Origin of the sequence: Jeotgalibaca sp. MA1X17-3 (assembly GCF_021513155.1) — a bacterium.
In the GTDB taxonomy this organism is placed as follows: domain Bacteria; phylum Bacillota; class Bacilli; order Lactobacillales; family Aerococcaceae; genus Jeotgalibaca.
Genome location: NZ_CP090983.1, coordinates 910,881 through 937,731, shown reverse-complemented (window position 1 = coordinate 937,731; position 26,851 = coordinate 910,881). Strand labels below are relative to the sequence as shown.

At 34.3% G+C, this 26,851-nt stretch carries 27 protein-coding genes and 1 tRNA gene; 4 read left to right on the top strand and 24 right to left on the bottom strand.

The window, feature by feature from the left end; all coding sequences use genetic code 11:
• Positions 1–2: 2 nt before the first annotated feature.
• The gene (locus LZ578_RS04640) at positions 3–761 is read right to left on the bottom strand and encodes an acyl-[acyl-carrier-protein] thioesterase (RefSeq protein ID WP_235146149.1); all 759 of its coding nucleotides are present in this window, start codon (positions 759–761) and stop codon (positions 3–5) included.
• Positions 762–1,011: 250 nt separating this feature from the next.
• Between LZ578_RS04640 and LZ578_RS04635 the strand changes: the two genes are divergently transcribed.
• A complete protein-coding gene (locus LZ578_RS04635; protein ID WP_235146148.1) occupies positions 1,012–2,145 on the top strand; it encodes an exonuclease SbcCD subunit D in 1,134 nt (377 codons plus the stop codon).
• On the top strand, positions 2,142–5,207 hold the full coding sequence (locus LZ578_RS04630) for an SbcC/MukB-like Walker B domain-containing protein (RefSeq protein WP_235146147.1): 3,066 nt from the start codon (positions 2,142–2,144) through the stop codon (positions 5,205–5,207). Before LZ578_RS04635 ends, LZ578_RS04630 begins: the two co-directional genes overlap by 4 nt.
• A gap of 43 nt (positions 5,208–5,250) precedes the next feature.
• Here the strand turns inward: LZ578_RS04630 and LZ578_RS04625 are convergent, their stop codons facing one another.
• From LZ578_RS04625 to LZ578_RS04565, 15 genes are all read right to left on the bottom strand, one after another.
• Complete coding sequence (locus LZ578_RS04625; RefSeq protein WP_235146146.1) at positions 5,251–5,661, bottom strand: universal stress protein; 411 nt, start codon at positions 5,659–5,661, stop codon at positions 5,251–5,253.
• A gap of 103 nt (positions 5,662–5,764) precedes the next feature.
• Positions 5,765–6,889 carry a PfkB family carbohydrate kinase gene (locus LZ578_RS04620; RefSeq protein WP_235146145.1) on the bottom strand — a complete coding sequence of 375 codons (1,125 nt, stop codon included), beginning with the start codon at positions 6,887–6,889 and terminating at the stop codon, positions 5,765–5,767.
• 191 nt (positions 6,890–7,080) lie between these two features.
• Complete coding sequence (locus LZ578_RS04615; RefSeq protein ID WP_235146144.1) at positions 7,081–7,737, bottom strand: tetratricopeptide repeat protein; 657 nt, start codon at positions 7,735–7,737, stop codon at positions 7,081–7,083.
• A gap of 716 nt (positions 7,738–8,453) precedes the next feature.
• Entirely contained in the window at positions 8,454–9,104 is a 651-nt protein-coding gene (locus LZ578_RS12450; protein WP_396326689.1) for a CapA family protein, read from the bottom strand.
• A 29-nt stretch (positions 9,105–9,133) separates the two neighbouring features.
• A complete protein-coding gene (locus tag LZ578_RS12445) occupies positions 9,134–9,664 on the bottom strand; it encodes a CapA family protein (protein WP_255763939.1) in 531 nt (176 codons plus the stop codon).
• 320 nt (positions 9,665–9,984) lie between these two features.
• The gene (locus tag LZ578_RS04605; RefSeq protein ID WP_235146143.1) at positions 9,985–11,019 is read right to left on the bottom strand and encodes an ABC transporter substrate-binding protein; all 1,035 of its coding nucleotides are present in this window, start codon (positions 11,017–11,019) and stop codon (positions 9,985–9,987) included.
• A gap of 444 nt (positions 11,020–11,463) precedes the next feature.
• The gene (locus LZ578_RS04600) at positions 11,464–11,982 is read right to left on the bottom strand and encodes a biotin transporter BioY (RefSeq protein ID WP_235146142.1); all 519 of its coding nucleotides are present in this window, start codon (positions 11,980–11,982) and stop codon (positions 11,464–11,466) included.
• Positions 11,983–11,995: 13 nt separating this feature from the next.
• The gene (locus LZ578_RS12440; RefSeq protein ID WP_255763973.1) at positions 11,996–12,490 is read right to left on the bottom strand and encodes a biotin--[acetyl-CoA-carboxylase] ligase; all 495 of its coding nucleotides are present in this window, start codon (positions 12,488–12,490) and stop codon (positions 11,996–11,998) included.
• Between the two features lie 35 nt (positions 12,491–12,525).
• Complete coding sequence (locus LZ578_RS12435; protein ID WP_255763938.1) at positions 12,526–12,981, bottom strand: biotin operon repressor; 456 nt, start codon at positions 12,979–12,981, stop codon at positions 12,526–12,528.
• Between the two features lie 130 nt (positions 12,982–13,111).
• A complete protein-coding gene (locus LZ578_RS04590; protein ID WP_235146141.1) occupies positions 13,112–13,786 on the bottom strand; it encodes a PepSY domain-containing protein in 675 nt (224 codons plus the stop codon).
• A 161-nt stretch (positions 13,787–13,947) separates the two neighbouring features.
• Positions 13,948–14,754, bottom strand: coding sequence for a 3D domain-containing protein (locus LZ578_RS04585; protein WP_235146140.1), 807 nt, complete (start codon positions 14,752–14,754; stop codon positions 13,948–13,950).
• Between the two features lie 393 nt (positions 14,755–15,147).
• Positions 15,148–15,218, bottom strand: a tRNA-Gly gene (locus tag LZ578_RS04580).
• A gap of 121 nt (positions 15,219–15,339) precedes the next feature.
• On the bottom strand, positions 15,340–15,549 hold the full coding sequence (locus tag LZ578_RS04575; protein ID WP_235146139.1) for a heavy-metal-associated domain-containing protein: 210 nt from the start codon (positions 15,547–15,549) through the stop codon (positions 15,340–15,342).
• Between the two features lie 14 nt (positions 15,550–15,563).
• On the bottom strand, positions 15,564–18,032 hold the full coding sequence (locus LZ578_RS04570) for a heavy metal translocating P-type ATPase (protein ID WP_235146138.1): 2,469 nt from the start codon (positions 18,030–18,032) through the stop codon (positions 15,564–15,566).
• Between the two features lie 34 nt (positions 18,033–18,066).
• Entirely contained in the window at positions 18,067–18,507 is a 441-nt protein-coding gene (locus tag LZ578_RS04565) for a CopY/TcrY family copper transport repressor (RefSeq protein WP_396326688.1), read from the bottom strand.
• A gap of 152 nt (positions 18,508–18,659) precedes the next feature.
• Between LZ578_RS04565 and LZ578_RS04560 the strand changes: the two genes are divergently transcribed.
• Positions 18,660–19,196, top strand: coding sequence for a hypothetical protein (locus LZ578_RS04560; RefSeq protein ID WP_235146137.1), 537 nt, complete (start codon positions 18,660–18,662; stop codon positions 19,194–19,196).
• Between the two features lie 54 nt (positions 19,197–19,250).
• Here the strand turns inward: LZ578_RS04560 and LZ578_RS04555 are convergent, their stop codons facing one another.
• From LZ578_RS04555 to LZ578_RS04535, 5 genes are all read right to left on the bottom strand, one after another.
• Entirely contained in the window at positions 19,251–20,585 is a 1,335-nt protein-coding gene (locus LZ578_RS04555; RefSeq protein ID WP_235146136.1) for an aminopeptidase C, read from the bottom strand.
• A gap of 50 nt (positions 20,586–20,635) precedes the next feature.
• Positions 20,636–20,782, bottom strand: a complete 147-nt coding sequence (locus tag LZ578_RS04550) for a hypothetical protein (RefSeq protein ID WP_235146135.1) — start codon at positions 20,780–20,782, stop codon at positions 20,636–20,638.
• A gap of 106 nt (positions 20,783–20,888) precedes the next feature.
• A complete protein-coding gene (locus LZ578_RS04545; protein WP_235146134.1) occupies positions 20,889–22,268 on the bottom strand; it encodes an FAD-binding oxidoreductase in 1,380 nt (459 codons plus the stop codon).
• Between the two features lie 48 nt (positions 22,269–22,316).
• Positions 22,317–23,120, bottom strand: a complete 804-nt coding sequence (locus LZ578_RS04540; RefSeq protein WP_235146133.1) for a Cof-type HAD-IIB family hydrolase — start codon at positions 23,118–23,120, stop codon at positions 22,317–22,319.
• Between the two features lie 93 nt (positions 23,121–23,213).
• Complete coding sequence (locus LZ578_RS04535; RefSeq protein WP_235146132.1) at positions 23,214–24,056, bottom strand: aldo/keto reductase; 843 nt, start codon at positions 24,054–24,056, stop codon at positions 23,214–23,216.
• A gap of 127 nt (positions 24,057–24,183) precedes the next feature.
• Between LZ578_RS04535 and LZ578_RS04530 the strand changes: the two genes are divergently transcribed.
• Positions 24,184–24,735, top strand: a complete 552-nt coding sequence (locus LZ578_RS04530) for a DUF421 domain-containing protein (protein ID WP_235146131.1) — start codon at positions 24,184–24,186, stop codon at positions 24,733–24,735.
• Positions 24,736–24,778: 43 nt separating this feature from the next.
• Here LZ578_RS04530 and LZ578_RS04525 read toward each other — a convergent pair whose 3' ends face one another.
• The 3 genes from LZ578_RS04525 to yedF are packed head-to-tail and all read right to left on the bottom strand — an operon-like array spanning position 24,779 to position 26,836.
• Positions 24,779–25,945, bottom strand: coding sequence for an aminotransferase class V-fold PLP-dependent enzyme (locus LZ578_RS04525; protein WP_235146130.1), 1,167 nt, complete (start codon positions 25,943–25,945; stop codon positions 24,779–24,781).
• A 4-nt stretch (positions 25,946–25,949) separates the two neighbouring features.
• Complete coding sequence (locus tag LZ578_RS04520; RefSeq protein WP_235146129.1) at positions 25,950–26,234, bottom strand: DUF3343 domain-containing protein; 285 nt, start codon at positions 26,232–26,234, stop codon at positions 25,950–25,952.
• Positions 26,231–26,836: a sulfurtransferase-like selenium metabolism protein YedF gene (yedF, locus tag LZ578_RS04515; protein ID WP_235146128.1), complete on the bottom strand. Its 606-nt coding sequence runs from the start codon at positions 26,834–26,836 to the stop codon at positions 26,231–26,233. The genes LZ578_RS04520 and yedF overlap by 4 nt, the downstream gene beginning before the upstream one ends.
• Positions 26,837–26,851 lie beyond the last annotated feature (15 nt).

The window sequence follows — 26,851 nt, the reverse complement described above, 5'->3', positions numbered from 1 at the left end:
TGTCAATTTCTTGATTTCCAAAAAATGTTAGCTACACAAGCAATTGTACTCTCATTCCAGATTTGGTGAGCCGTCATACGAGTCCCATCTTCTGCAATTTCAGAAGATGTACTCATTTTACTTGTAATCATATTTCCAAATCCAACTTCTTTTTCATATTTAATTTGAATTCTTTTTATTTGATGAGAAATCAAAAAATTAAAATCAACGGTATTAATAAGCCAATCAAAGTACTTCGAATTATTAACATGCTGATTGGAATCGATATCCAAATAGCGTACAGTAAATAGTTGTTCTTTTGGATTCTCCTCTGTTATTGGTATGACTTTAGGTTGGCGGATAATCGAGCGAATTTCATCAGCTTCATATGGTTCTGTCATTTCTTTTTGAACACGAACTAGTTTACGAGTTTCTAAGTTCATTACAGAAAAGGTTGAGAGAACTTCTACTAGTAAATGTTCATTTTCATCGTAAGCTCGAAAAGCGCGATAGGTAAAGAATCGATTATAACTCATTGCTTCTGTTTCAATTGTAATTTGGTCACGCCTACGTGGAATTTGATGAATATCGATATTATACTGAACAATTACCCAGCTTAATCCTTGTTCAGACATGCTGGCCTCGGTATTTCCTATAGAATCACTTTGTAAACCTGAGACATGGATCATCAAGTTAATCAGTGATGGTACTGTCATTTCTCCTTGAAAATCACATTCATATCCTTTTACTTGATGACTTAATCGATATTTTAATCCACTCATTTTCTTAATCCGCTCCTGTTCTTTTTCCTCTTCTTAAACACTTTACCATATTTTTAATACCTCTTCTACATAACGAGAATCGAAAAGCAGAAAAGATGTTTTTGTTTTCCATAATCTTTTTATTTGTTTTTCAAATAAAATGACTTTAAAAAATTCTCTTTGTTATACTTAAAAGAAAGAAATACTTATGTTTCATATCTAGGGATTCATTTTAAACATTGTATTATCTTATCATAAAGGAGCGATTTTTTTGCGTATTTTACATACAGCTGACTGGCATTTAGGTAAAATAGTCAATGAATTCTCAATGATTGAGGATCAACGTTATTACCTTCACCAATTAATTGATACTATCAAAGAAATGAATGTTGACGTCATTATCATGGCAGGAGACCTATACGATCGTTCATTACCTCCAAAAGAAGCTGTCTCACTGGCGGATGAAATTCTGACTCGAATGATAACCGAATTGAAAGTTCCAGTATTAGCCATTGCTGGGAATCATGATAGTAATGAGCGCTTGGAATTTGGTTCTCGTTTATTTACAGAAAATCAATTATACATGGAAGGTACCATTAAACCAACCATTAGAAAAGTTCAAATTGAACAGACAAACTTCTACTTAGTCCCTTTTGGCGACCCCATATATATTCGTGAAGTCTACCAAAATCCAGACATTCGTACGATGGAGGATGTCGCCCGATATCAAGTCGCCTCCATTAAAAAAGATATGAATCCGGATGAATGTAACATTTTAATTGGTCATAGTTATGTGATTAGTGGAACTGCGGATTCAGTTGAAGCCTCTGATTCAGAGCGTCCCTTAAGCATTGGTACTGCAGAATATATTCCAGTGGAGGTATTCGAAGACTTTGACTATGTAGCGTTAGGACATTTACATAAACCTCAAAAGGTGAAAAAGGAATCGATTCGCTATAGTGGTTCTATTTTAAAATATTCTAAATCAGAATGCCGACATAAAAAACAAGTGACTCTTGTCGATATTGATAAGAATCATTTAGAAATCACACCTCTTTATATTCAGCCCAAACGTGATATGCGTACTCTTCGAGGTGCCTTTGATGACTTGATGAAAGGTACCTCAAATGATTATTTATTCTTTGAGTTAGAGGATTCAGGAATCATCATGGATTCCATGAATCGATTACGCCATCGTTATCCAAACGCAATGGGCCTGGAATATGTCAATCATCTAGAAAAACAATTTACTAGTCTAACCCATACTCAAGCAGACCTTAAAAAATACTCTTTACCTGATCTATTCAAAGAGTTTTACTCCGAACATACAAATTCTCTTCTAGACGAGCAAGACGATACTATTATTTATGATGCATTTTCAGCTGCAGAAAGGAATTCAAAATGAGACCTCTTCGATTAGAGTTAACTGCCTTCGGACCTTACAAAGAAAAAACGGTACTTGATTTTAAAGATTTAAAAAATCAAAATCTTTTTTTAGTATGTGGTCCTACTGGCTCAGGAAAAACTACTATTTTTGATGCAATTGCTTATGCTTTATATGATGATGCTAGCGGTGAGAGTCGAAGTAAGGATACTTTTAAATCTCAATTTGCCTCCGATCAAGATCTTTGCGAAGTAACTTTTGAATTTGAACTAAAAGGTGAAGAATACAAAATTATTCGTTCCCCGAAACAAACGGGACCTGGAAAAAGGAAAGGTACTGTAAAAAATTATGAATCAACCGTTGCTTTTTATAACGGTGACACGGTCACTACGAAGATAAAAGACGCTAATGAAGAAATTACGACATTACTTTCTTTATCTTATAATCAATTCAAACAAATTGTTATGCTCCCTCAAGGTGAATTTAAAAAACTTCTTGAGTCAGATAGTAAAAATAAAGAAGAGATTTTTCGGGACATTTTCCGTACCGAGCTCATTCTCTCTTTCCAGGAAATTTTAAAAAAGCAAGCCTCACAATTAAAAAAAGATGCAGAACATGCCGAAATTTCTCTGCGTGCTGCTTATGAGTATCTAATCGATATTGATGATGAACAACTAATAAATGCGATGAAACTCCAAGATACAGAAAGTGTACTAGATCGCCTAGATAAATTAGCGACAAACTATTCTAAAAAGGAAGCTTCATTTTTAGATTCCTTGAAAAAAAATGATCACCATTTATTAATTTTGCAAGGACAAGTTACCGAATGGGAAAAATACGAGATCCTTCTTCTTGAAAACAAAAAATTATTAGCTGTTACAGAAGACTACCAGCGAATAGAAACAGAACTTTTTGACTATCAACAGGGAAAGATTTGTTTAGAAGCTAAAAAACAGTGGCAAGCTGCCGAATTAGAAAACAATCAAATCCAAAACCAATTTATAATAGAGCAAGAAGAAAAGAAAAAAACAGGTACATTGATTCAAGATTTAACAGATCAATTTTTTAATATAGAAGAAGAGTATAAAAAACTTCCTCAATGGCGCAAAGAAAAAGAAGAATTAAAGAAGCAAAATGAAAAAATTCTTCAATTAGAACAAATGGAAGAAGAAAAATTAAACTTAGAAAAACAAAAAACGGATACAAAAAAAACCATAGAATCTATAGAGGTACAACTAGTTGAATTGAAAAAAAACAAAGAGAAATGGAACGCACAATCTCTAGAAATTCGTATCGCACAAGAAAGTTTATGGGAAAAAAATGAAGGTAAACAGTTGATTCAAGAACAAATAAAGAATGTACAAAACAAAGAAAAGGATATACAAACGTTAGAATCACTTATCGAAGATTTGCATAATGCCATAAAAGAAATGAAAAATAGCCAAATTAATTATGAAGAAAAAACAAATCTTCTTACCGAACAACGTAAGCTTTACAATAACAATTTAGCGGGGATTCTCGCTGCTGATTTGGAAGTGGATCATCCTTGTCCAGTTTGTGGTTCCTATGAGCACCCTTCCTTGGCTCAACCTATATTAGAGACTCCTTCCGACGAACAACTCGAAGAGATGGAAAGAAGTCGCGAAACTGCTTCTCACATCTATTCTAAGAATTCTGCAGTCGTAGCTAGCTTAAAAAAACAAATTACTACCTTTGAAAACTCATTAGGATTTACTATTGAATCTCTTCACTCAGAAAAAATGAAACTTTCAAAAAGAATGGATCAAGAAAGTGAAAAACTACAAGCTTTAGAAAAAGAACTTCAGTCTCTTCAAGAAATGATCGTTCATTTTGATAAAGTACAATCAAAAATAACAACTACTGCACAAGAAGAACGAGATGCGGAGCTAAAAAATAAAGAACTTCACACAAATATTCTTCATCAAAATAATCGTATAGAAGTTTTAGAATCAAATAAAAAGAATTTATTACCAGAAATTTCCAATCTAGATTTAGAGGTAGTTAAAAAAGAACTCACTGAGTGGAACAATAAAATCACTCACATCGAAAAAGAATATCCCGAAATGAGAAATAAAATAACTGAATTAGAAAAAAAGTTAGCTGGACAAATATCAACCATATCTTCTTTAGAAAAGCAGGTAGAAACTACCGATCAACGAGTGGAACAATTTCATATAGAGTATCAGAATAAACTAGATCAAGCTGGTTTCAAGGAGAATTTTGAAGAAGAACTACTATCCAATCAAGCAGCCCAACAAAAAGAAAAAGATCTGATAGAGTTTCAAGACTCGGTAAAAATAAATACTCAAAATTTAAACACTCAAAAACAACTCATAGATAGTTATGGGAACGATATGACCTTAGATCATCTAGAGCTAGAACGTAGACAGGTTCAAGAAGAAAAAGATTCAATCGAAATACAAATAAGTATGATTCGCAGTTTGTTACAGACCATTGTAAAAGGTCAAACCTCAATTAAAAAAATCTATAAAAAAATGCACGGAGTTTTAGAAAAATATCAACGTGTTCAACGTTTATCTGAAATTGCAAATGGAACTTCAAAAGAAACGGGAAGAATGTCATTTGAACGATATGTGCTAGCTATCTATTATGAGGAAATTGTAAAAGCAGCTAATATTCGACTGCAACAAATGACAGCTGATCGTTACTTATTATTACGTACAGAAGAGAAAGGAAAAGGGATAGGTGCTAAAGGCTTAGAATTGGATGTTTTTGATCATTACACAGGCCAGACACGTTCCGTTAAAACTTTGTCTGGTGGTGAAAGTTTCAAAGCATCCTTAGCTTTAGCGCTGGGATTAAGTGATGTGATGCAAAGTCAGAGTGGCGGCATCCAAATCGATACACTTTTCATAGATGAAGGTTTCGGAACCTTAGATTCGGAATCATTAGACCATGCGATTCAAACGCTAGCAGAATTAAATGCCCGTGGAAGGATTGTAGGAGTTATTTCACACGTAGATGAATTAAAGACACGTATTCCAGCTCATATTGAAGTCACTCATACTTCTGAAGGAAGTCATGCAAGAATAACTGTATAAAAAACAAGACCTCAACTATTCAGTCGAGGTCTTATTTCTTACCCTATTTTACAATGAGAACATCACACATAGCATATCTTGTTACATGATTGGTTACCGAACCTAACACCATTTTAGCAATCCTACCTTTTCCAGTAGCTCCGATAACGATCAAATCTATATTCCATTCCTTAACCAATCCTTCCGCTATTAACTGTTTTGCATTTCCAGTACGTATATTCTTTGAAACACTCACATTCTCTTTCTCCGCATAATTTTCTAGAGCATGGTGCAATTCTTCCTTACTTCTTTGTTGATAAGCGGCTTCTTCTTCATCTCGAGTTTTTTCAAGTATTGTCACTACATATATTTCTGCTTGGTTTCTTTTTGAAATATGAACTGCTTTCTTAAAAGCATCAATAGAAGGTAATGAACCATCTACCGGAACCATAATTCGATTATATTTCCCTAACATTTTTATTTCCTCCTCACTTTTTGAAAGCGTTACCTTTCCTTCATTTTACAGCACTTCACAAAAAAAAGCGAAAAAAAAGGAATGCATATGCACTCCTTTCTTCTTATATCTTTTCAAAGTCTGATTCTCCAAATGCTTTTATATCCTTTTCTAAAGTTGCCTGAGAAAGATCATGACGAACTTTATGGATAGAGTGCGTTGTTTGAGCAGCATTAACGATCCCAGTCATAAGGACATCAATAACATTTTTCGTCATCATATACCTATATATTAATCCGGCAGCTAAAGCCTCATTCGTTCCCCAAACATAAGAATCTGAATCTGTATAACGCAAATCAAATCTTAGCGTACCGTGTTTATGACTAGCATACTGGATACATTTACTTTTATAAGTAATAATCACATGTTCTGTGCCCATGTCTAGATACCTATTTAATACCTTTTTCAAATCTTCATCATTCTCTATTTTCATATCAAAAAACATTTCTGCCTCAGCTTGAGTAGTGACAAACATTTTTACTCCTTTTAAGTTAGATGGAATATTATGTGCCTTTAACGCAGAAACAGTAACCATAATTACAGGAATTTTATTTTTAGCAGCAATTTCTAAAACCATTTCAGTGGTTTCCCTTGGAGTATTTGTATCCACCATAATTGCTTGCGCTTGTTTTAAAAGCATAGAACGTTTCATTAGCCAATTTGGAGTCATTCGATCATAAATATCCATCTCCGCTAAACCAATAACCATTTCAGCTTTATTATCCAAGACTTCCATATACGTTCCTGTTGGGAACGCATTTATTTGCTCCACCTCGTTTAACTTCATGAAAGGACGCATTTGATCTTTTATTGTTTTCGCTTCTTCATCTTCACCTACTAAAGACATTAAGACAACATCTTCTTGTAAACGTCCCAGGTTCTCAGCAACACTTAAAGCAACTCCACCGCAAGATGTTTGAGAAGTAACCTTGTTAGATTCCCCAGTAATTAACTCATTTTCGATGAAGTAACGGCGATCGATAGCTGCTGCTCCAATACAAATAATTGGTCGAGTCTCATTGACAACATACGCTTTACCTAATAAGTACCCTCTTTTAACTAATCCAGAAATAATATTGGCGACGGCTGGACGTGAGAGTCCTATTTTATCTGCCAACGCTTGCTGTGAAATAAAAGGATCCTCTTTAATATAAGCGAACACTTTTGATTCCTTTTCATTCAATGCCATCAAAAAAACTCCTCTTATCAAAATAATATTCTATATATTTATTATCGGCATTATCCCAATAAATGTTTAACATCTTTAATAATAGCATAATCATCTATAAGAATAAACAGAAATATAAAATACAATTGTGTTCATTGCATACATTCGTGTCTACTAGACTTGGATTATCAAAACTAAAATGTACGGATATTTTATAGCTCTGTTTGACGTAAACGTAAACATAATATATTAGATATCTTTTTGTTTTCATATTTTTCATAAATAGCTAGACTTTTTTGATATGCTTTTTTAGCTAAATCATTCTCATTCTGTGCAAAATACAAGTCACCCATTCCCATATAAATCCAAGCAGTATAACGATCATCGGGAATATTTTTTGCTTGAACTAACGCTTCTTTTAAATAGAGGTTACTTCTTTTAAAATGAAGCGAAGAAAGAAAGGTCATAGCTCCTTCATAATAAGCAGTTACAAGACCAATCAAATCATCAGGAGTATGGGTTTTTCGATACAGAATTTCTTCTTCAACAAGTAATTCGGCTGTTTGATATTCTTCAGCTTTTCTACAAACCACAATCAATTCGTGAATCATCTGTAACTCGAATTCCATATTTTGTGCTTTTATAGCATTAAATCGGCCTTCTTGAAAGCAGCTTTTTGCACCTTCATAATTTTCTTGTAAGGCGTAATTGATTCCTAAACCATAGACTAATCTCTGATAGAGTGGATTTGCCTTATCATCTAGCAGGTAAAGAGCTTCTAAAAAAAGCTTTTCAGCTTTTGCATAATCTTCTTTTTCATGAGCTTTTAAAGCTTGTTCTGATATTTTTTGAATTTCAATTTTATCCATCAGCAGTACCCCTCTACTTTCCTATGTATGGGATCTTCTTATATGTTTGATTTTATCATGATAAGGAGCATTAATCAAAAACACAAAGGGATAGTAAAGAGTTTTTTATACGTTCATAATATGAAAACATAAAAAAGAATTGAAGGGACATCTTACTCTTCGTCAGCAGCCGGGGATGTATGGCATGCAAAATTATGAGGGGGAATCGTGTTATGTTGTGTCTAAAGAGGGTGTCCCTTCAAAACCGCCTGTGTAGTAGCTATGGTAAAGCGAGGGGCGTAGATTAAGGGAATAGTAGGTTAAGGAAATACGTTTCATAAAAATAGTATTGTAAAACATATTTTACGAATTATATAGTAGTAAATTCTAGAATTTGTGTTAGGTAAGAGTAATGGAGATAGCAGGTGACTTTGGGGTTGAATAATGTGAATAGGTGCACGTGGAAATAAAAAGTATTAATAATTTCTTAAAAATGTGTTTCTTGCCATCAGTATACAATTAAAATCTAATAAATGCAAACTCATTTAAAACTTTTGTTGAAATAATAATGAAATGTTTTTATTTCCATATAAGAAAAAACCTTCTGAGATGGTTGTCTATACAACTATCTCAGAAGGTTTAAATTCCATATTTCCATTCTTAAAAATAAACAAAAAACTAAATTCTTTTATTCAAACATTTGTCCTTTTATAACTGAACATATAGTGATAATATGATTAGGGTGCTGTTTCTAAAAATTCGGGTGCAATTATGTCATCCACTAATTTTTGATAATGTTCTGGTTTAATTTCAATGTCATCAAAACGATTTAACCCATGTTCTGATGCTAACTCATCTGTATATTCATCTAACATATATATTTTAAAATCTTTCGTAGGAATTTCCATTCCTGTTTTGTATTCAGTAAAGTGGCTAATCGTTGGTTTAAATTTAATATTTTCTACAGACGTACCCTCTTCATCTACTACAAAGTCAAACGTAATCATCCCACCTAGGGTATTGATATCTGCGAGTGCATTCGCTAAAAAATTACCTAAAGAATAGACAACGAGCATTTCGTTTCCATTTTCTCCTGTTAGCCATTCAATCGGTTGAATATGATGTGGATGAGTTCCAATCACAACATCTACTTCTAAATCAGCAAATAGTTGTGCATAACTTTTTTGGAAATCATTTACTACTGGGGTATCTTCGTCTCCCCAATGAGCAGAAACAATAACAACATCACTTATTTCTTTCGCACGAGCCACATCTTGCCTTATTTTCTCTTCATCAAAGTAAGCCACTCGCCAATCTGTATCAGGCAATAGTCCGTTGGTACCATATGTATAAGCTAAGAATGAAAAGGTCACTCCATTTTTTTCCATCGTTGGTATGGTATTCCGGTCTTCTTCACTTAAAAATTTCCTGTGTAAATTAAATCATCAAATTGATTCCAAACTTCTTTTGCATGAATTGCACCTGTGTAATCATAATCTAGCGTATGATTGGTTGCGCCATTAATTAAATCAAAACCTAGATCATGCATATTTTGTGCCATTTCATCTGGAGTATTAAAGGATGGGTAACCAGCATATGGATAATCTGATCCAGCTAATATTGTTTCTTGATTTAAAAATGCTAGATCTGCCTCTCCTATAGACGATGCAACATTATCAAACATCGGTGTAAAATCATAGGTTCCATCATCTAGTTTTGCTGATTGTATGACAGAGTCATGGATTAAGTTGTCACCTACTCCAATAAATGAAACACGATTTTCTGTTTCTTCTTCTGATTCTATAATCGCTGCAGATTCACTTTCTGATGATTCTACAATTGCTGGTGTGGATTCTATTCCATTGCTACTGTCATTTTGATCTGTATCTACGTTTGCACTGCAACCCCACAAGGCTACAATCGAGATGAGCGACATCCATTTTTTCAAAATAATTCCTCCATTTTTTTAACATGTATCCAGTATAAACAGTCTTTCCAAAAAAGTCACTTGATATAGATACACATTACATATATTTTTAATAAAGGAACTACGATTCCGGTAATGATTGGTTGCAAAGAAATGTTAGTGTACTCCATCCAACTTCTATGACCAACACCTTTTATTCTTTTTAATTTAGTTTTTTTACTCATGTTCTATTGCTAGTTTAAATTATTTTTATTATGGATATCAATGACTTTTAAAAAAAGAAAGAACCAGAATTATTAGATTCCGGTTCTTTCTTTTTTATATTTTCACTGTTTTATTGCTTATTCTGGAACTACAATACTTGCTGGATCAATTCCTAAAGCATCTGCCATTTCTTCATTAACAACTAGTTCAACTGCTGTTGAAGATTGCACGGCCATCGTGGCAGGTTCATCACCATTTTCTAGAATTTCAAGAGCCATTTCTCCCGTTTGTCTTCCTAATTCATAGTAATCAATTCCGTATGTAGCTAGCCCACCTGCTAACACTTGATCAGTAGAAGCAGCAACAACTGGAAGTTCATAGGCAATCGCTACTTGAGAAACAGTCGCCATTGTACTTGCTAACGTATTATCCGTTGGAATATATACTCCATCAACATCTTGTGCAAGAGACTCCATTACTTGTTGAACGTCATTACTTGAATTTACTGTTAGAATTTTTACATCAATTCCTGATTCTTTTAGAATTGCTTCTGCTTGATCAGACTGGATTACAGAGTTTGGTTCACTAGAATTATAAATAATTCCAATTGTTTTAGCATCGTCAACAATAGAAAGTAACAATTTTACTTGGTCTTCAATCGGACCTGCATCCGTTGTTCCGGTAATATTTCCTCCTGGAACTTCTAGACTATCTACTAAACCTGCATCTACAGGGTCAGTGATTGCTGTAAACAGTACAGGAAGGTCTCTCTCAACATTTGCAATACTTTGTGCAGATGGTGTAGCAATCGCTAGCAGTAAGTCGCTTGTACCTGAAATTCGTTCAGACATCGTTTGTAAGTTTGCTTGGTCCCCTTGAGCATTTTGGTAATCAATATTAAGGTTCTCGCCCTCTTTGTACCCTGCTTCTTCTAATACATCTATAAACCCTTTACGAGAGGCACTTAAAGAATCGTGTTCTAAATACTGTAAAATTCCAATATTAATAGTCTCTTTATCCGTTGTACCATTTTCTTGTGCTGTAGAACTAGTTGTGGAAGAAGCATTGCTTACATCTGAAGCAGAATCCCCTGCGCCATTTCCTCCACATGCTGCTAATAATACCGTTGCACCTAATGCTAAACCTGCTCTTTTTATCTTTTGTATATTCATTTCTATATTCCTCCTATTATTTTACGAGAATTTTTTAAAATATCCACCTCAACTACTTTTTTCAAACAAAAAACCCATCCAGATGAATGAACAATCTGAATGGGTGATTCTAACGATTTGGAAAAGAAAACTGTTCTTCTCTTCATATCATAGCCACTCAGATTTTCATCTATGCGGCTTTTGCTCCATGCAAAATTTCTTTAGCCTATCATAGATACAAACATGTTGTATATGTTTGTATCCATGGAGATCATGTGTACAAACATTATCTATAAAAGCTAAAGTAAAAATTATGGGAAGAAAGATGTGTTTTCTTTTGGATATTCATTAGAATCCCTCGCGTTTCGATTTGATATCTGTATATTACGTTATCCATTATGAGATGTCAATGATAATGTTAAAAAAAGATTAGAATTTTAAGTAGATTTTTTAAATATAGTTTTTCTACGCAACTTTAATTCTTTTTCCAACCAAACTCTTTACAGTCATTACTGCAATAATCCCTTTAATAATATCTCCAGGTAAAAAGAGAATCACTCCCGACATCAGAATTTGTAAAAGTGATAGATGACTTTCTAATACCACATTTAAGATGAAAGCCATATACGGAGTACCTACTAAATAGATAACAACCGTTCCAATAATAGCAAGAAGAGAAAGATTTTCCATTTTTTTATTTTCTCGTAACCAAGCAATCAAGGTTGCCGAAAGTATAAAACCAATTAAAAAACCAAAACTAGGAGACATAGTCGTTTGAAATCCTTTTACGAGAAGAACTAACAAGAGGTGAAGAAGTTGAGAAAGAAAAGCTGCAGGTACTGATAGAATAAACCCAGATAATAGCACAAATAAAGTTTGTAAAGTAACAGGTACCGGCCCTACTGGTATGGCAATCATTCCTCCTACAAAAGATAAAGCAGCCATTAAACTAATACGAGTTGTATCTTGTACTGAAATTTTCATATTAATAATCCTCTCATTGTTTTATTTTTATACTGATTTCTCCATAAGAAAGTGTCTGTTTTTCATTATGTTCCATCTCAATAACTAAACCACCTTCATCATCAATCGCAATTGCTTTTCCTTCTAACTCTTCATTATTTTTTTTGAAGGATACTTCTTTACCTAGAACAAAACATCGTTCACGATATTGATCTAGATATTCTTTGGATTCCATTTCTTGATAAAGAGGATAAAATTCATTCATAATTTCCGCTGCTAATTGATTGCGTGTAATATTTTGTTCGCTTGTTTGTGAATCAAAAATTCCACCAATAATTTCTTGGAGATTTTTGGGTATATTCTCTTTAGATATAGTTACATTAATACCGATTCCTAAAATAATCGATTCAATTGTTTGGGTTTCCATATTGATAATACCTTCTGTCAAAATTCCACATATTTTTTTTCCATTTAAAAATATGTCATTTACCCATTTGATATGAGGCGTTTGATCTGTTAACTTTTCAATCGCTCGACAAACAGCAACTGCAGCTACGGTCGTAATCAGTGTAGAATCTTTTCTGCAGGTACATCATGTAAAATCAAACTCATATACAAACCTGTACTTGCTGGTGAAACAAATACTCTTCCCAAGCGACCTTTTCCTTCTGTCTGCTCTTCCGATAAAATTAAAGTATCTTGCTTAATCTTTTCATTTAACTTTTTTTTGGCCTCATTATTCGTTGAATCGATTGTTGGATAAGTATGAATGGTAAGAGAAGGAAGCGATTTATTTAACAATCCTTGAATCGATTCAGTATTTAAAACATCTGATTTTTCAAGAAGCGTATAACCAGACTTTGGCACTGATTCAATTTGATGACCCTCTTCTTTCAAGGTCTTTATCGCTTTCCAAATTGCTGTGCGACTCAATTGCACTTCTTCCGCAATTTTTTGTCCAGATAGAGACTGGCCTCGATTATTTTCTAAAATTTTTAAAACTCTTTTTTTAGTGGACACATTCCTTTTCTCCTTTTTCTATATTTTTATCTAGTTTACTATTTAAGTTACCTTAGGTCAACCTATTTTTTTATTTAGGTTAACACATAAAAAAGAAGCTGGTTTCTCAGCTTCTTTTTGCATCCTATTATTAATCGTATCCAATGAATTCACCAGTCTTCGCATCAATATGGACATCGTCGTTGGATTGTTCTGCATCTTCAATATCTATTTCATAATATACTTGGCCGTTCTTACTATCAATTTCCCATTCCTTCGCGTATCCACTAGCTACTTCATCAAGAGCAGCTTTCATAGCTTCTTGTGGAGAAACAATGCCTTCTAAATCTAATACATCATCTTCTGCGTTATCCTCACGATCTTCAGTGTCCTTTTGTTTAACAATTTCTCCAGAGTAAGCATCAACTTTTATTTCTACTGAATTAGAATCATTATACCCTTCTACTTCATATACATAGCTATCTCTGTCATTATCAATTGCTATAGAAGTGATTTTTGCATTTGGAAAAGTATCTTGAAATTTATCTACTGCTTCTTGTAAGCTTAAATCAAATGTTGTATTTTCAATCCCTTTTATATCTACTTGGCTTTCGCTTTCTGTACTCTCTGAAATAGCTTCCGAACTGATTGATGCTGAATCCATAGAACTACTACTAGACATTTCCTCACTTGACATCATAGAGCTTACACTTGATTCTGTGGAAATCATCGAATCATCTGTACCAGTATCTGTATTTCCACAAGCCATTAACAACAAGGATGATGCTACTGTTAGGACTCCCCATTTACTTTTTGATAATTTCATATTCTATCTCTCCTCTTATTATATTTTATGTTATATCTTAATTATAGTAGAAGTCCTACTGAGACCAAAAGAAAGCGATTCTATAAAATAGAGATGGTGTCTATAAATAAAGACAATAAAAAAACCCAAGAGTAAACTCTTGAGTTTTCATCTACTATTTATTAGTTATTTGGAATAACTGTTACAGACATATTTTGACGTCCAAATGCCCATGCAGTATCTAAGTTTGTAATGTGGATATCAATACGGTTTCCAATAATAGCAGAACCAGTATCTCCAGCAATATACGTACCATAACCAGGAACAATGATCGTTGATCCTAATGGAATGAAGTTTGGATCAACCGCAATAACATTTGGATTCTCACGTAAATTGATTCCACTGAAGGTATAATCGCTTAAAGCTGGTTGGTTAGTAGAATAAGCAGTTGCTTCAACGTTTACTGTATATCCTTCAGATGTAGCCGCTGGTGTTTCTTCAACAACAGGAGTTTTGGCAGCTGGTGCCTCTTCAACAACTGGTTCTGTTTCTTTTACTTCTTCAATAGCATTATATTCTTCAATTGTTTCAACTGGTGTCTCTACTTCAACTACTTCATCTTGACTAACATCATAAGATTTTACTGATTCACCTTCACCAAGTGTCACTACTTTATTATCCGTAGAAAGGTAGATAGATCTTCCTGCCATAATAAAATCAGCATTAGAAATATTATTTACTTCCACAAGAGCATTTACTGAAATATCAGTTGCATTTGCAATAGCAGATAGTGTATCTCCCCATTGGAATGTATACTTGCTTCCTTTTTCATTTTGCTTTAAGTCGTTTTTAACTTCAAGTACGGTACGAGCTGTCCAAGTTTCTGGAGTTAATTCTGCTGCTTTAGTTTCTGTTGGATTTGAAAATGCCATCATTCCTGTAAGAGCAATAGATGCACCTGTAACTAAGATTCTATTTTTAATATTCATATGTATGTTTCGATCCTTTCTTTTGTCCGCAGATTTCTCCTGCAAGTGACGTTTAGAGGCTTGGAAATAATCTTGTAAATCTATTTCCTTTTCTTAAACCAAAGTCATCTTAGCATGAATATAGGGTAAAGATAGGTTTTACATACGTTTGTTATGGTCTCTTAACAGCTCTGTATTAAAAAACATGTTTTATTACAGTACAGGTCCAAATGTTACACTCATCTTTCAAAACATTTGTTTTTGTAATATGAGGTTTTCTATTTAAACTCCTGATTTTATCATATGAATATCCTATTTTTAAAGACAAATGTTTTCAATCACATATTTTTGCGATGTTACTAAAATAAAAAGCTTTCTTTTGGACCTTTTCAAGTCCAAAAGAAAGCTTTTTTAAGCGGGCGACGAGAATCGAACTCGCGACAAGAGCTTGGGAAGCTCTCGTTTTACCACTAAACTACGCCCGCGTTATTTTTACTGACGAAGATAATTGTACTCCCATTGTGTGTTTTTTACAATAATAGATAGGGATTTTAGTTATTTTCCCATCAAAAAAAGATACTCCGAAGAGTATCTTTTCTAAATCACCTAGTTTACTTCAACTACATCATACTTCGTATCAACTAAAGCATCTATATACTCAGCTTTTGTAATTTCACGTTCTGTTTCAATCGTTGCATTTTTGGAACTAATATCAACGAGCACTCTTTCAATACCTTGTATACCTGATAAGCGTTCGCTGACATTCTGGGCACATCCATCACATTTCATTCCATCGATGATTACAACTTGTTTCATATATGATTCTCCTTTTATTTAACTTTTGAGGGTTTAAATCTTTTTAGTCGTAGTGCATTCAGTAAGACTGATACAGAACTAAAACTCATGGCAGCTCCGGCAATCATTGGATTAAGAAGCGGTCCACCGAATACGTAAAGCAATCCCATCGCAACTGGAATACCGATTACGTTATAGGCAAATGCCCAAAAAAGATTTTCTTTAATATTCTTAATAGTAGCATGACTGAGTTCAATAGAAGTTGGTACATCCATCAAATCACTATGCATTAATACGATATCAGCCGATTCAATTGCGACGTCTGTACCATTTCCAATAGCGATTCCAATATCAGCCTGAGCCAGTGCAGGAGCATCGTTAATTCCATCACCAACCATGGCTACTTTTTTGCCTTCTTCTTGTAATTTTTTTACTTGATTTGCTTTATCTTCAGGTAAAACTTCACTTAATACTCGATCAATTCCTACTTGTTTTGCTATTGCTTGTGCAGTTCGTTTATTATCTCCGGTCATCATGACCACTTCAATTCCCATATTTTGTAATTTTTTAATCGCATCCACACTGTGTTCTTTCAGTGTATCCGCTACTGCAATTATCCCTAGTAGTTTCCCTTCTGAAGCGATGTACATGGGGGTCTTCCCTTCAGATGCAAGGCGATCAGAATCATTTTTTAATTCAGAAAGATCGATAGAATACTCTTCCATCAATTTTTGATTCCCTAATTGAACTTCCTTATCATTTATGATCACTTTTATACCATGTCCTGGTATTGCTTCAAAGGAATGAACAGAAATGAACTCGATTTGCTTCTCTTCTGCTTCTCGTACAATCGCTTCCCCTAATGGGTGCTCCGATCCTTTTTCAGCAGAGGCCGCTAACAGGAGTAATTCATTTTCTTTTCCCACTTGCATCGTTAGAATATCGGTCACTTTTGGTTGTCCTTCGGTTAAAGTACCTGTTTTATCAAATACAATCGTTTTAATATTATGGGTAGTTTCTAAAGCACCCCCACTTTTAATTAAGACGCCATTCTCTGCACCTTTTCCTGTTCCAACCATAATAGCTGTTGGAGTAGCTAAACCGAGTGCACAAGGACAAGCAATTACTAGAACTGATATAGTGATGGTTAAAGCAAAAACACCAGATTCTTGTCCAAAGAAATACCAAGCTAATCCTGAAAGAACGGCTAACACAATTACAATGGGCACAAACACACCAGAAATTTTATCAGCCATTTTGGCTATGGGTGCTTTTGATCCCTGTGCATCTTCTACTAATTTTATAATTTGTGATAGAACCGTATCTTTTCCGACTTTAGTAGCTCGGTAGTGAATATTTCCATTTTTATTGATACTTGCTCCTACTACTTTATCATTTATTTTTTTCTCAACAGGTATACTTTCTCCCGTAAGCATAGCTTCATCGATATAGGTTACTCCTTTGGTAACGACTCCATCTACTGGAAGTCTTTCTCCAGGACGAACGACAATAATATCGTCCACTTGTACTTCATCAATGGAAACTTCCTTTTCTTGTCCATTCTGCATAATGCGAGCCGTCTTAGGAGTTAGGCCCATTAATTTTTTAATTGCTTCTGAGGTTTTCCCTTTTGAAACAGCTTCAAAATATTTTCCCAGTGTAATGAGTGTGAGAATAACTGCCGCTGATTCATAATATAAATCCATCGCAAAGCTGCCATTTCCCACTATTACCATTACTGTCCCATAAAGACTATAAGCAAAAGCTGCACTTGTACCTAATGCAACAAGAGAGTCCATATTTGGATGTCCCTTGAATAGAGCTTTAAAGCCAACGGTAAAGAAGCTTCTTCCAACAATCATTACTGGAATCGTCAAAATCAATTGCAATAAGGCAAAATTTAATGGATTGACTTCAGGAACGATTAACTCTGGAAGTGGTAATCCCATCATATGTCCCATTGAAATATATAGGAGTGGAATCGTAAATAATCCAGAAATCCAGAACCGTTTCCACATCTGCTGAATATGTTGTTCTTTTTTCTCTCGATCACTATCTGTTGATTCAGCACTAGTAACCTCTTCTACTGCAGTATACCCAGCGTCTGCAACGGCTTCAGTAATATCTAAAACCGAGACTTCTTTGGGATTATAATGTACAGACATTTTTTCTGTCGCCAAATTTACTGTAGCGTTTCCCTCACCTACTAATTTTTGTACCGTTTTCTCAACAGTTTGCGCACAACTCGCACAGGTCATTCCTTCTATATGAAATGTCTTTTCTTTCGTTTTAGTTGGAATAATTACTTCATACCCCACATCAGAGATGGCTTTTTTCATTTCCTCTAGAGAAAAAATAGTTTCATCTATTTTTATATTTATTTTTTCAGTTGCAATATTAACCGTAGCTTCCTTTACACCTTTAACTTTTGAAGCTGTCTTTTCTACCGTTTGTGCACAACTTGCACAAGTCATGCCCTCTATTGCATATGTTTCTTGTTTCATAATTCACTCACTCCCTACTCAATCCATTTTTATATCAATCAGTTTTACATTCACATTGACCAGGTATACAATTGCACGGAACTTCCTCCACTGCTTCTGCTTTTTTTATTTGTAAGAGTTCTTCAAGTATCTGCACGTCTTTTTTACTTAAGGTTGCTTGCGAAAGAAGAGAAGCAATCGTAGCTCCAACCTTTTTATTACAAATTTGAGAAAGTAAGTTTTCTGTCACATGACGGATACTGTCCTCTTCTGTAATTCGAGCAGAATACAAATATTTATTTCCTATTGCTTTTGTTGAAACCAATTTTTTTTCAACTAGTCTTCCTATTAGTGTTTTACTTGTAGCAGGTTTCCAATCCATTTTTTCTGAAAGTACTTCACTAATATATCGGCTCGTTACCGGTTCATTTGCCCAAATAACACGCATAACTTCTCTTTCAGCATCTGTAATTTTAGAATCATTGGTCATTTGCATATCGCCTTCTCCTCCGTTTACATTCGTAATCTCTATGTATAGTTTACATCTGTAATCGTTATTTGTCAAATAAGTAACTTTTTGTATAATTATTTCTGTTCAGGTAAACTAGATTAAACGAAAGGCTGATAATGATCACAGGAGGAATGACGATGTTTAAAATAAAGCAGATTTTTATAATGAGTCTTACTGGAATTATATTAGGTGCTTGTAGTGGTGAGAATGCAACAGACTCTTCTGATCATGTACTTGATGAACCAGAACAGACTTCTGAAGCAAGTTTGGACGGTTTAGATGCCGCCACAAAAGCAGAATTAGAAAAAGAAAATCCAGAAGATATTAATTGGGAAAACGTTCATCTCACTAAAGGTCAGTTTAAAGAATATATTGAACGATTTCATACCTCTTTAAACGATTCTTCTACAGATGAAGAAAATACGTTGATTGTACATTCCATTAAAATGCTAACTGATACAGAAATTGAAATAATTATTGAAAATACCGATCAGTCAGAATTTGCTGAATTTACAAATTCATTTTTTGGTTGGACCATGGATACCATTATTCGACAAATGTATATTCGCTCTGATTTCTTTGATGGAGTGAATCAAGTAACCATTCGGACTCAAGATCAACAAGGGGAAATTGTTTCCGAAAGTAATGACTTTATTGAATTAGATGAAAATTAAAATCGACCAAATAAAAAGGATTCGGAATTTTATCCGAATCCTTTTTTTAAAATTTTATTTCACAAGTGCTAAGGCGCCCATTGGGTCCCATGGCTCTAATTCGATAATTGGTTTATCTAGAGCTTTCATCCATTTTTCATCTATATAGCGTTTATTGACAGCGATTTGGTACGTATATTCATCGAACCAAGCATCATCCATAGAGAAGATTCCTTTTTTACCAACTTTATCTCCCCAACTATTTTCTACTTTCCAATTAAGTGATTTTCCTTCGTTATCCAAATCGACTCCGATCAAAACCATTGCATGAGTCAGTAGGCTTTCACCATAATCCAGACGTTCTGCTTTATCCAAATCAATACCCTCACCTAAAGTTAAATCATATTCAAAAGCTTTACTGTCCATAATTCCTAATTGACGATCAGACATTTTACCTACATCACAACCAAACCATACTGGTTCTCCTGCTTCAATAGATTCAATAGCAGCTTTTTTCAAAGCTTCGATAGGTGCATTGATATATGTAATTTGTTTTTCTTCTTTAACAGTTCCTAAATATTTAACCGTATAAGCACGTCCATACGGTTTGTCTTTTGTTGGAGCATTCAATAAACTTACCATGTCCTCTAAATCCCAACCTACATAATTATTGAAGAAATCTTGTGGTGTACTTTCTGCAATACGATGAAATTGGTTATCCCGGTCCCGGTATTCATAGGTAAAGGTTTCTGGAATTTCTCCTAAAGCTTTTACAAGAATATTATAAATAAAATACAACATATCTTCTTTCATATCCTGTAACTCACCTATTGTTTTCCCATCTTTATGGGCTATTCGTAAATCTTTTGCATATTGACGTAATTTAGAAGTTAAAATATCATTTAAAATTGCTGTTTTAGATGAGTGAAATGTTTCTGGCATAGCTTCTTTGGGAACTGCACCATACTTATTCAAAATTCCAGCAAACATATCCCACTGTCCACCATCTTGTACGGGGGCCATCAATAGATGAGCAATTAAACGAGAATCTTGTGCTTCATCCAAAGTATCTAAAATAGAATCTAAAAAGTAGTTAGATTTTTCTAGTTTATCCCAGAATAAGGTATAGTTTTCAGAAAACTCAAAGGTATCTTTATTTAATTTTTCCATTGTATCAATCCGTGCTGTATTTAAAGCAGCAAACATCCAGCAACGGCCGGAATTTTTTTGATTTGTAATTTCACCTTTTTTAGTTTCTTCACTAAAAACAAAATTATGACGGCGAAGTGCTTCATTATTAAAAGACACATCATTAATTCCTACTTTAGCGACCGCATTTTTTATAACTACATTTTCACGGTTGTCATTGAAACGTTTTTTAAAACTTGATAATGTTTCTTCATTAATCATCTGAAAATCAATCCTTCCTTGAAAACTATACTCATAAGCTTACTCCTCTTTCATAGAGCTTTCAAGGTTGTTATTTTTTGAGAAATAACGTTTCCCTTCTTTACACTCAACAAACAAGCTGCGATTGTTCGGATTACATCATATTCACTTTTTGCATCCAATTCGAATTTTTGAAAACTTCCTATCTTTTTACTCATCTCTATTGCCTCATTTTTTGTTACCGTCTTTAATATTTTGAACTGATTTATCCCTTAAAAAAAGTATCCTCTCCTACATCTTATGCAGAAAGAATACTTTTTTATTTTACAATACTTTATTAGGATTCATTAAATTTTCAGGATCAAACACTTTTTTAATTTGTTGCATGATTTCTATATTTATAGGAGCCGTCATTTTATGAAAGTATTTTTTCTTAATGATACCAATACCATGTTCTGCTGAAGGTAAACCCCCAAGTTCTTGAATTTTACCATATAATTTATCTAGAACGTCATCTCTTTTTTCCTGCCATTCTTTTTCATCTTGAATATCTCCTCGAGTAATACACGTATGCAAGTTCCCATCTCCAGCATGGCCAAAACTAATCATTTTTAATCCACTTTCTTTTTCTAACTCTTTTGTATAATGATAAAGTTCTGAAACATGAGGAACAGGGACTACTTCGTCAAGAGTCACTTGTTCTGTATAGTTCACAACGGCTGTTAATAATTGATCGCGTAAAAACCAAGCTGTATGCTCCATTTTCGGATCCGTTAAAGGTAACACCTCTAAAGCATGATGTTGTCGAACACTTCCATTTAATTGATGAAGTCTAGATTCAATGGAAGCCCTACTATCACCATCTAAGGTAATAAGTAAATACGCATTTCCAATTTGAGATGGAAAATCCAATTGATTTTCTTTTTCACTTAAGGCGATTGCTTCCTTTTCGAAAAATTCCATTGTTGTAGGATCAATTCCATTGCGAAGAATAGTTAAAACAGCATCTGTAGCATGCTCTAAAGTTTCGAATGCAACGATAATGGAACGTTTTTCTTTTGGCAAAGGGATTAGTTTCAGCTTAATAAGAGTGGTTACTCCCAATGTACCTTCTGAACCAATAAACAAATTCTTTAAATCATATCCTGAACTACTTTTAATATTTAACGAACCCAGACTCATTTCCCGGCCATCTGGGAGAATGACATCAAGTTGTCTTATATAATCTCGGGTAACGCCATACTTAACGGCACGCATCCCACCAGCATTTGTCGCTACATTTCCCCCGATAGAAGAATGTTTTGAACCAGGATCAGGCGGATAGAAATAGCCACGCTTTTCTACATAATTATGAATTTCTCCGAGTAATACACCAGGTTCAACGGTAAGAGTCATGGTGTCTTCATCTAACTCCACAATTTGATTCATCAAATGTAAATCAATGACTAATTCTCCCCCTTGAGGAGCTGTTGCCCCAGACAAACCTGTTCCTGCACCCTGAACGATCATAGGAATCTTCTCGGAAGACGCAAATTGAACGAGCTGTTGGATTTCTTCTTTATTTTGAGGCAACGCGACTCCATATAAAGAGCCGGTATCTGTTACATATTCATCGTGTTTATATTCAGATGGTATTCTATCTTCAAGAAATAGACGTTTCTCATCAATGATTATTTTTTTAATTCGTTCATCTCGGTTTTTCAATCATGTTCACCTGCTTTTAAAGTTTGTATTCTTTCATCCATCTAGCGTTTAAATTCCAATCAATTCTTCCATCTTATCCATTAAACTTTGTGTATTATTATTTCCGATGACGTTTTTAGCTGCCTTCTTTACTACCTCGTCAGCATTCCCCATGGCAAAACTATGACCTACTTGTTTCAGCATTTCTGTATCATTCTGGCTATCTCCAAAAGCAACACACTGATCTTCGGACAAATTCCATTTTTCTTGTAGTTGCTTAATTGCTCTCCCTTTATGAATTCCTGGTTGAATCAAGTCAACGAATCCATATCCACTAGACACCGGTGACAGGTGACCGTTCATTTCACCGGTCAAATAATCCATTACTTCCGGCACTTCATCTTCATGAAAGGTGGTTGCAAACTTAAATATGACATCATCAATTTTGTTGAAATCATCTATTTTAACTAGTTTTCGATAATATTTTTTAAACATTTCGAAATAAGCATCATCAATATCTTCATGAACATAGCCCGTATTTTTCCCACAGACAACAAACGGATTATCACTATAGGCAACCAAGGATGCGATGGCTTGATTCGCTACTTCTTTCCCCATATCAGCACTATATAATTCCTTTCCTTTTTCAATTACATAAGCTCCATTCTCTGCTACGAAGGTGATTTCTGGCTCAACTTCTTTAAAATATGCTTGTAATTGAGGGAATTGATTGCCACTAGCTGCTACAAACTGAATTCCTTTTTCTTTCATCTTACTAAATAACTGGAAAAATCGTTCTTTGTCATACACCATATCTTTATTTAAAAAGGTACCATCCATGTCAACGGCAATCATTTTAATATCTTTTTTCATTGTGTTCCTCCTGGAAATCCCTATTTTATTAAAAAAAGAACCTTCCCTTTTATTATAACTAATATTGAAAAGGGAAGGTACTATCATTTATTTTTAGCCACGTTCTCTCTCATTATCCGGTATTTGATAATCAGCATGACTCCATTGATTAAAGAAGTCCATATCATCAGCATCTATTTCAAAATCAAAGATAGCTATATTTTCTTCCATACGACTTCTATGTACCGTTTTAGTCAAAGGTACGACGTCTTTTTGTAAATCAAAACGTAGCAACAATTGTGCCACTGTTTTTCCATACTTTTCCATCATTTCTTTAACTCTCGGTTCTTTAGAAATATCTTTAATCGGTGCTAATGGAGAATAGGCTTGTATCACAATATTATTTTCAACACAAAATTCATGTAGCTCGTTTTGAACGATACCTGGATGAACTTTAATTTGATTGACCATCGGGGTAATTTTGCAATGATTAATCAAGTTTTTTAAATGTTTAATTGAAAAATTACTCACTCCAATAGACTTCAGTATACCTTCTTCGTAGAGTTCTTCAAAGGCTCTCCAGGTTTCTCGATTATCTGTTTGCCAATCTCCATCTTTTCCTTTTACAACTGGCCAATGAATTAAATATAAATCTAGATAATCAGTACCAAGTTTTTCGAGAGTTTCCTCAACTTCTTTACGTACTTGAGTATACCCATGTGCACTATTCCGTAATTTACTAGTAATAAACAAGTCAGTTCGATCGATTCCACTCTCTTTTATTCCCTGTCCGACTAGTTCTTCATTTTCATACGCACTGGCACAATCAATATGAGTAAAGCCAACTGAAATAGCGTCTTTCACACCTTCTATACATTCTTTGGGATTGTCATTTCTCCAGGTACCATAACCTAAAATCGGCATTTGTTTCTGATTGGCTAATTCTACTGTATCCATTTCTTCACCCTTTCTTTGTATTCTTCTTTAGTATTCCATATCGCGTACATTATTGCAAAGTGATTGCTTTTCTTATGAATAATGATCCAAAACATGATACACTAAAAATAAAAAGAGGAGGGAACGAATGTTACTTACAGATTGGGGAACTATCAAAAATATTGCAATTGTGGGAATCGTAACTTATCTGATGTTTATTATTGTTTTACGTATTTCTGGAAAAAGAACACTCTCTCAGATGAATGTTTATGATTTCTCTGTAACCGTAGCTTTAGGATCTATTTTAGCTTCTACTATAACCAATGCTAATACGGCAGCTTTATCAGGAATTTTTTCTTTCACCTTACTGGTTGTCTTCCAATATATCATTGCAAAACTAGCTGTTCACTTACAGTTTTTTAATAAGTTGATTAAATCCGAACCTTCTTTACTTTTTTATAAGGGCCAGTATGACTGGGAAAACATGAAAAAGCAACGCGTCACACAGGATGACTTTCTACAAGAACTTCGTCAACAACAGTGTTCATCCACAGATGATATTTTAGCAGTTGTGATGGAAGCTAGTGGAAAGTTATCTATTTTGAAAAAAACAGATAGCTTTCCTGCAAATAATACATTACGAAACATTCAGCATCGATTTTTAGAAGAAGATCCTGAATATAGAAATGAAAATCAATAAAAAAGAAGTACTTTTGAGTTTTTTGCTCATCAGTACTTCTTTTTTATTCTTCACTCAATTCTTTTAAAGCTTTTATTGTATAATCTAATTCTTCTTTATTATTAAATGTGGAGAAACTAAAACGTACCATTCCTCGTTTTACAGTTTGAAAATGTTCATGGATTAATGGAGCACAATGGGCACCTGATCGGACCGCTATTCCGTAATCCTGAGCTAAGACATCTGCAAGGTCTCCAGAATTCCATCCTTCTAAATTCAAACTAACAATAGGCCCATGACTTTTTGGGTTTTTTTGTACTTGTTGGGAGTTCATTCCATAGATTTGGATCCCTGGTATCATTTCTATGCTACTTAAAAAGTAAAGAGTCATTTCAGATAATTCCTTTTGAATTTCCGGAACTGTTTTTTCTTCTACATAATCTAATCCGGCTCCTAACCCCACAATACCTGGAACGTTAAGTGTTCCGGGTTCGAAAATTGTTGGCAGCCCGACTGGCATTTCTTTTTCATAAGAATTACTACCACTTCCGCCAGAAAATACCGGTTTTAGCACTAAATTCCGATGATTGATACAAATTCCACCCGTTCCTTGAGGACCGTATAAACTTTTATGACCTGTAAAACAAAGGGCATCCACTCCCATTTTCTCCATATCAATGGGAATCGTTCCTGCACTTTGGGCAGCATCTACTATTAAAAGTAGTCGATGTTGTCGACAAAAATCTCCAACCTTTTGTAAATCTATCACATTTCCAGTTACATTCGACATATGATTGATGATAACTGCTTTTGTATGATTCGTTACGAGTAGGTCCAGTTGTTCCAACTGAACATTTCCATCCTTATCTACATCCAAAAAATGTAGCTCTACTCCCTCTTTTTCTAACTGATACAATGGACGAAGAACAGAATTATGTTCTTGACGACTAGTGATAATTTCATCTCCTGAAGAAAGTAAACTTTTTAGTAGAATATTCAAAGCATAAGTAGCATTCTGAGTGAAACTAACTTGAGTGGAGTCTGATAGATGGAAAAAATTAGCAACTTTTAATCGGACCTGTTCCGTTTGACGAAGGGCTTGAAGTGCCGGACCGTGACTTCCACGAGCAGGGTTACCTAACTCCTCTCCACGAAGAGCTCGATAAACAGCTTCTGCTACTTCAGGCGGTTTTTTCATAGTTGTGGAACTATTGTCAAAATAGTAGGTCAACTGCTCATTCCTCCTTAGGTTCTAGTAGTAGTACGGTCTTTTTGCGATTCTTTGAAAGGATTACTTCATATATCTTCATACTTAGATTATTAAGATCACTTAAACTATTTCTTAATAGATTCAAGTCCTCCAGTGAGAATTGTAATACTAATCCGCAGCCTGAATGAATTTGCTCCGGTAAAGGAATCAGGCGACATTCAAATCCAGATGCTTGAATTTTTATTTCTGCTTGCGCAGCAGCTTGTGAGTTGGAAAAAGTGATGATTCCATAATGGTTGCGATTAATCATGGAGAAACAATCTTATAGTTTTTTTGGAGTTCTACAATTTGGTACATATTTGTCACATCACCTACAGCTAGCTTGTCTTGATATTCAAAATATTCCAGACAAATCCCACAAGTCAATATCTCTACCCCTTCTACTGCCATCGCTTGTAAATCTTCTAAGACAGGAGATCCTTCCACCGTTAAGTTTGCACCACTGTTATAAAAAAGGATTTTGGAAGGTAATTGCTCTTGTTCGGATAAAGAGAATACAAAGCTCTTCATTAAAAGTGCACCTAGCTCTTCTGGTCCTTGGCCAATTTTATCAGAATGAATGACTACAATATAAGAAGCATCCTCTTTTCCAGAGTGAATCTGTGTTGAAGTCTTTGGTTGTAACTTTTTTTCAGATCCCTCTTCATTTAAAGTTACTTCATAGTATCCTTCATTAATTTTTTCCATTTGATAGGATAATTGAAGCTGTTCAGCCATTTTTTTTAGATTTTGTGTGGCGATTTTATTATCTACACTTATCTTTAGAGCTTCGTTTGGATATTTCTTTAAAGCTTTTTTTGTCAAAATAACAGGCATGGGACATGTTTTCCCTAAGGCATTAATTTCTTGCATCGTCTTCATTCCTTC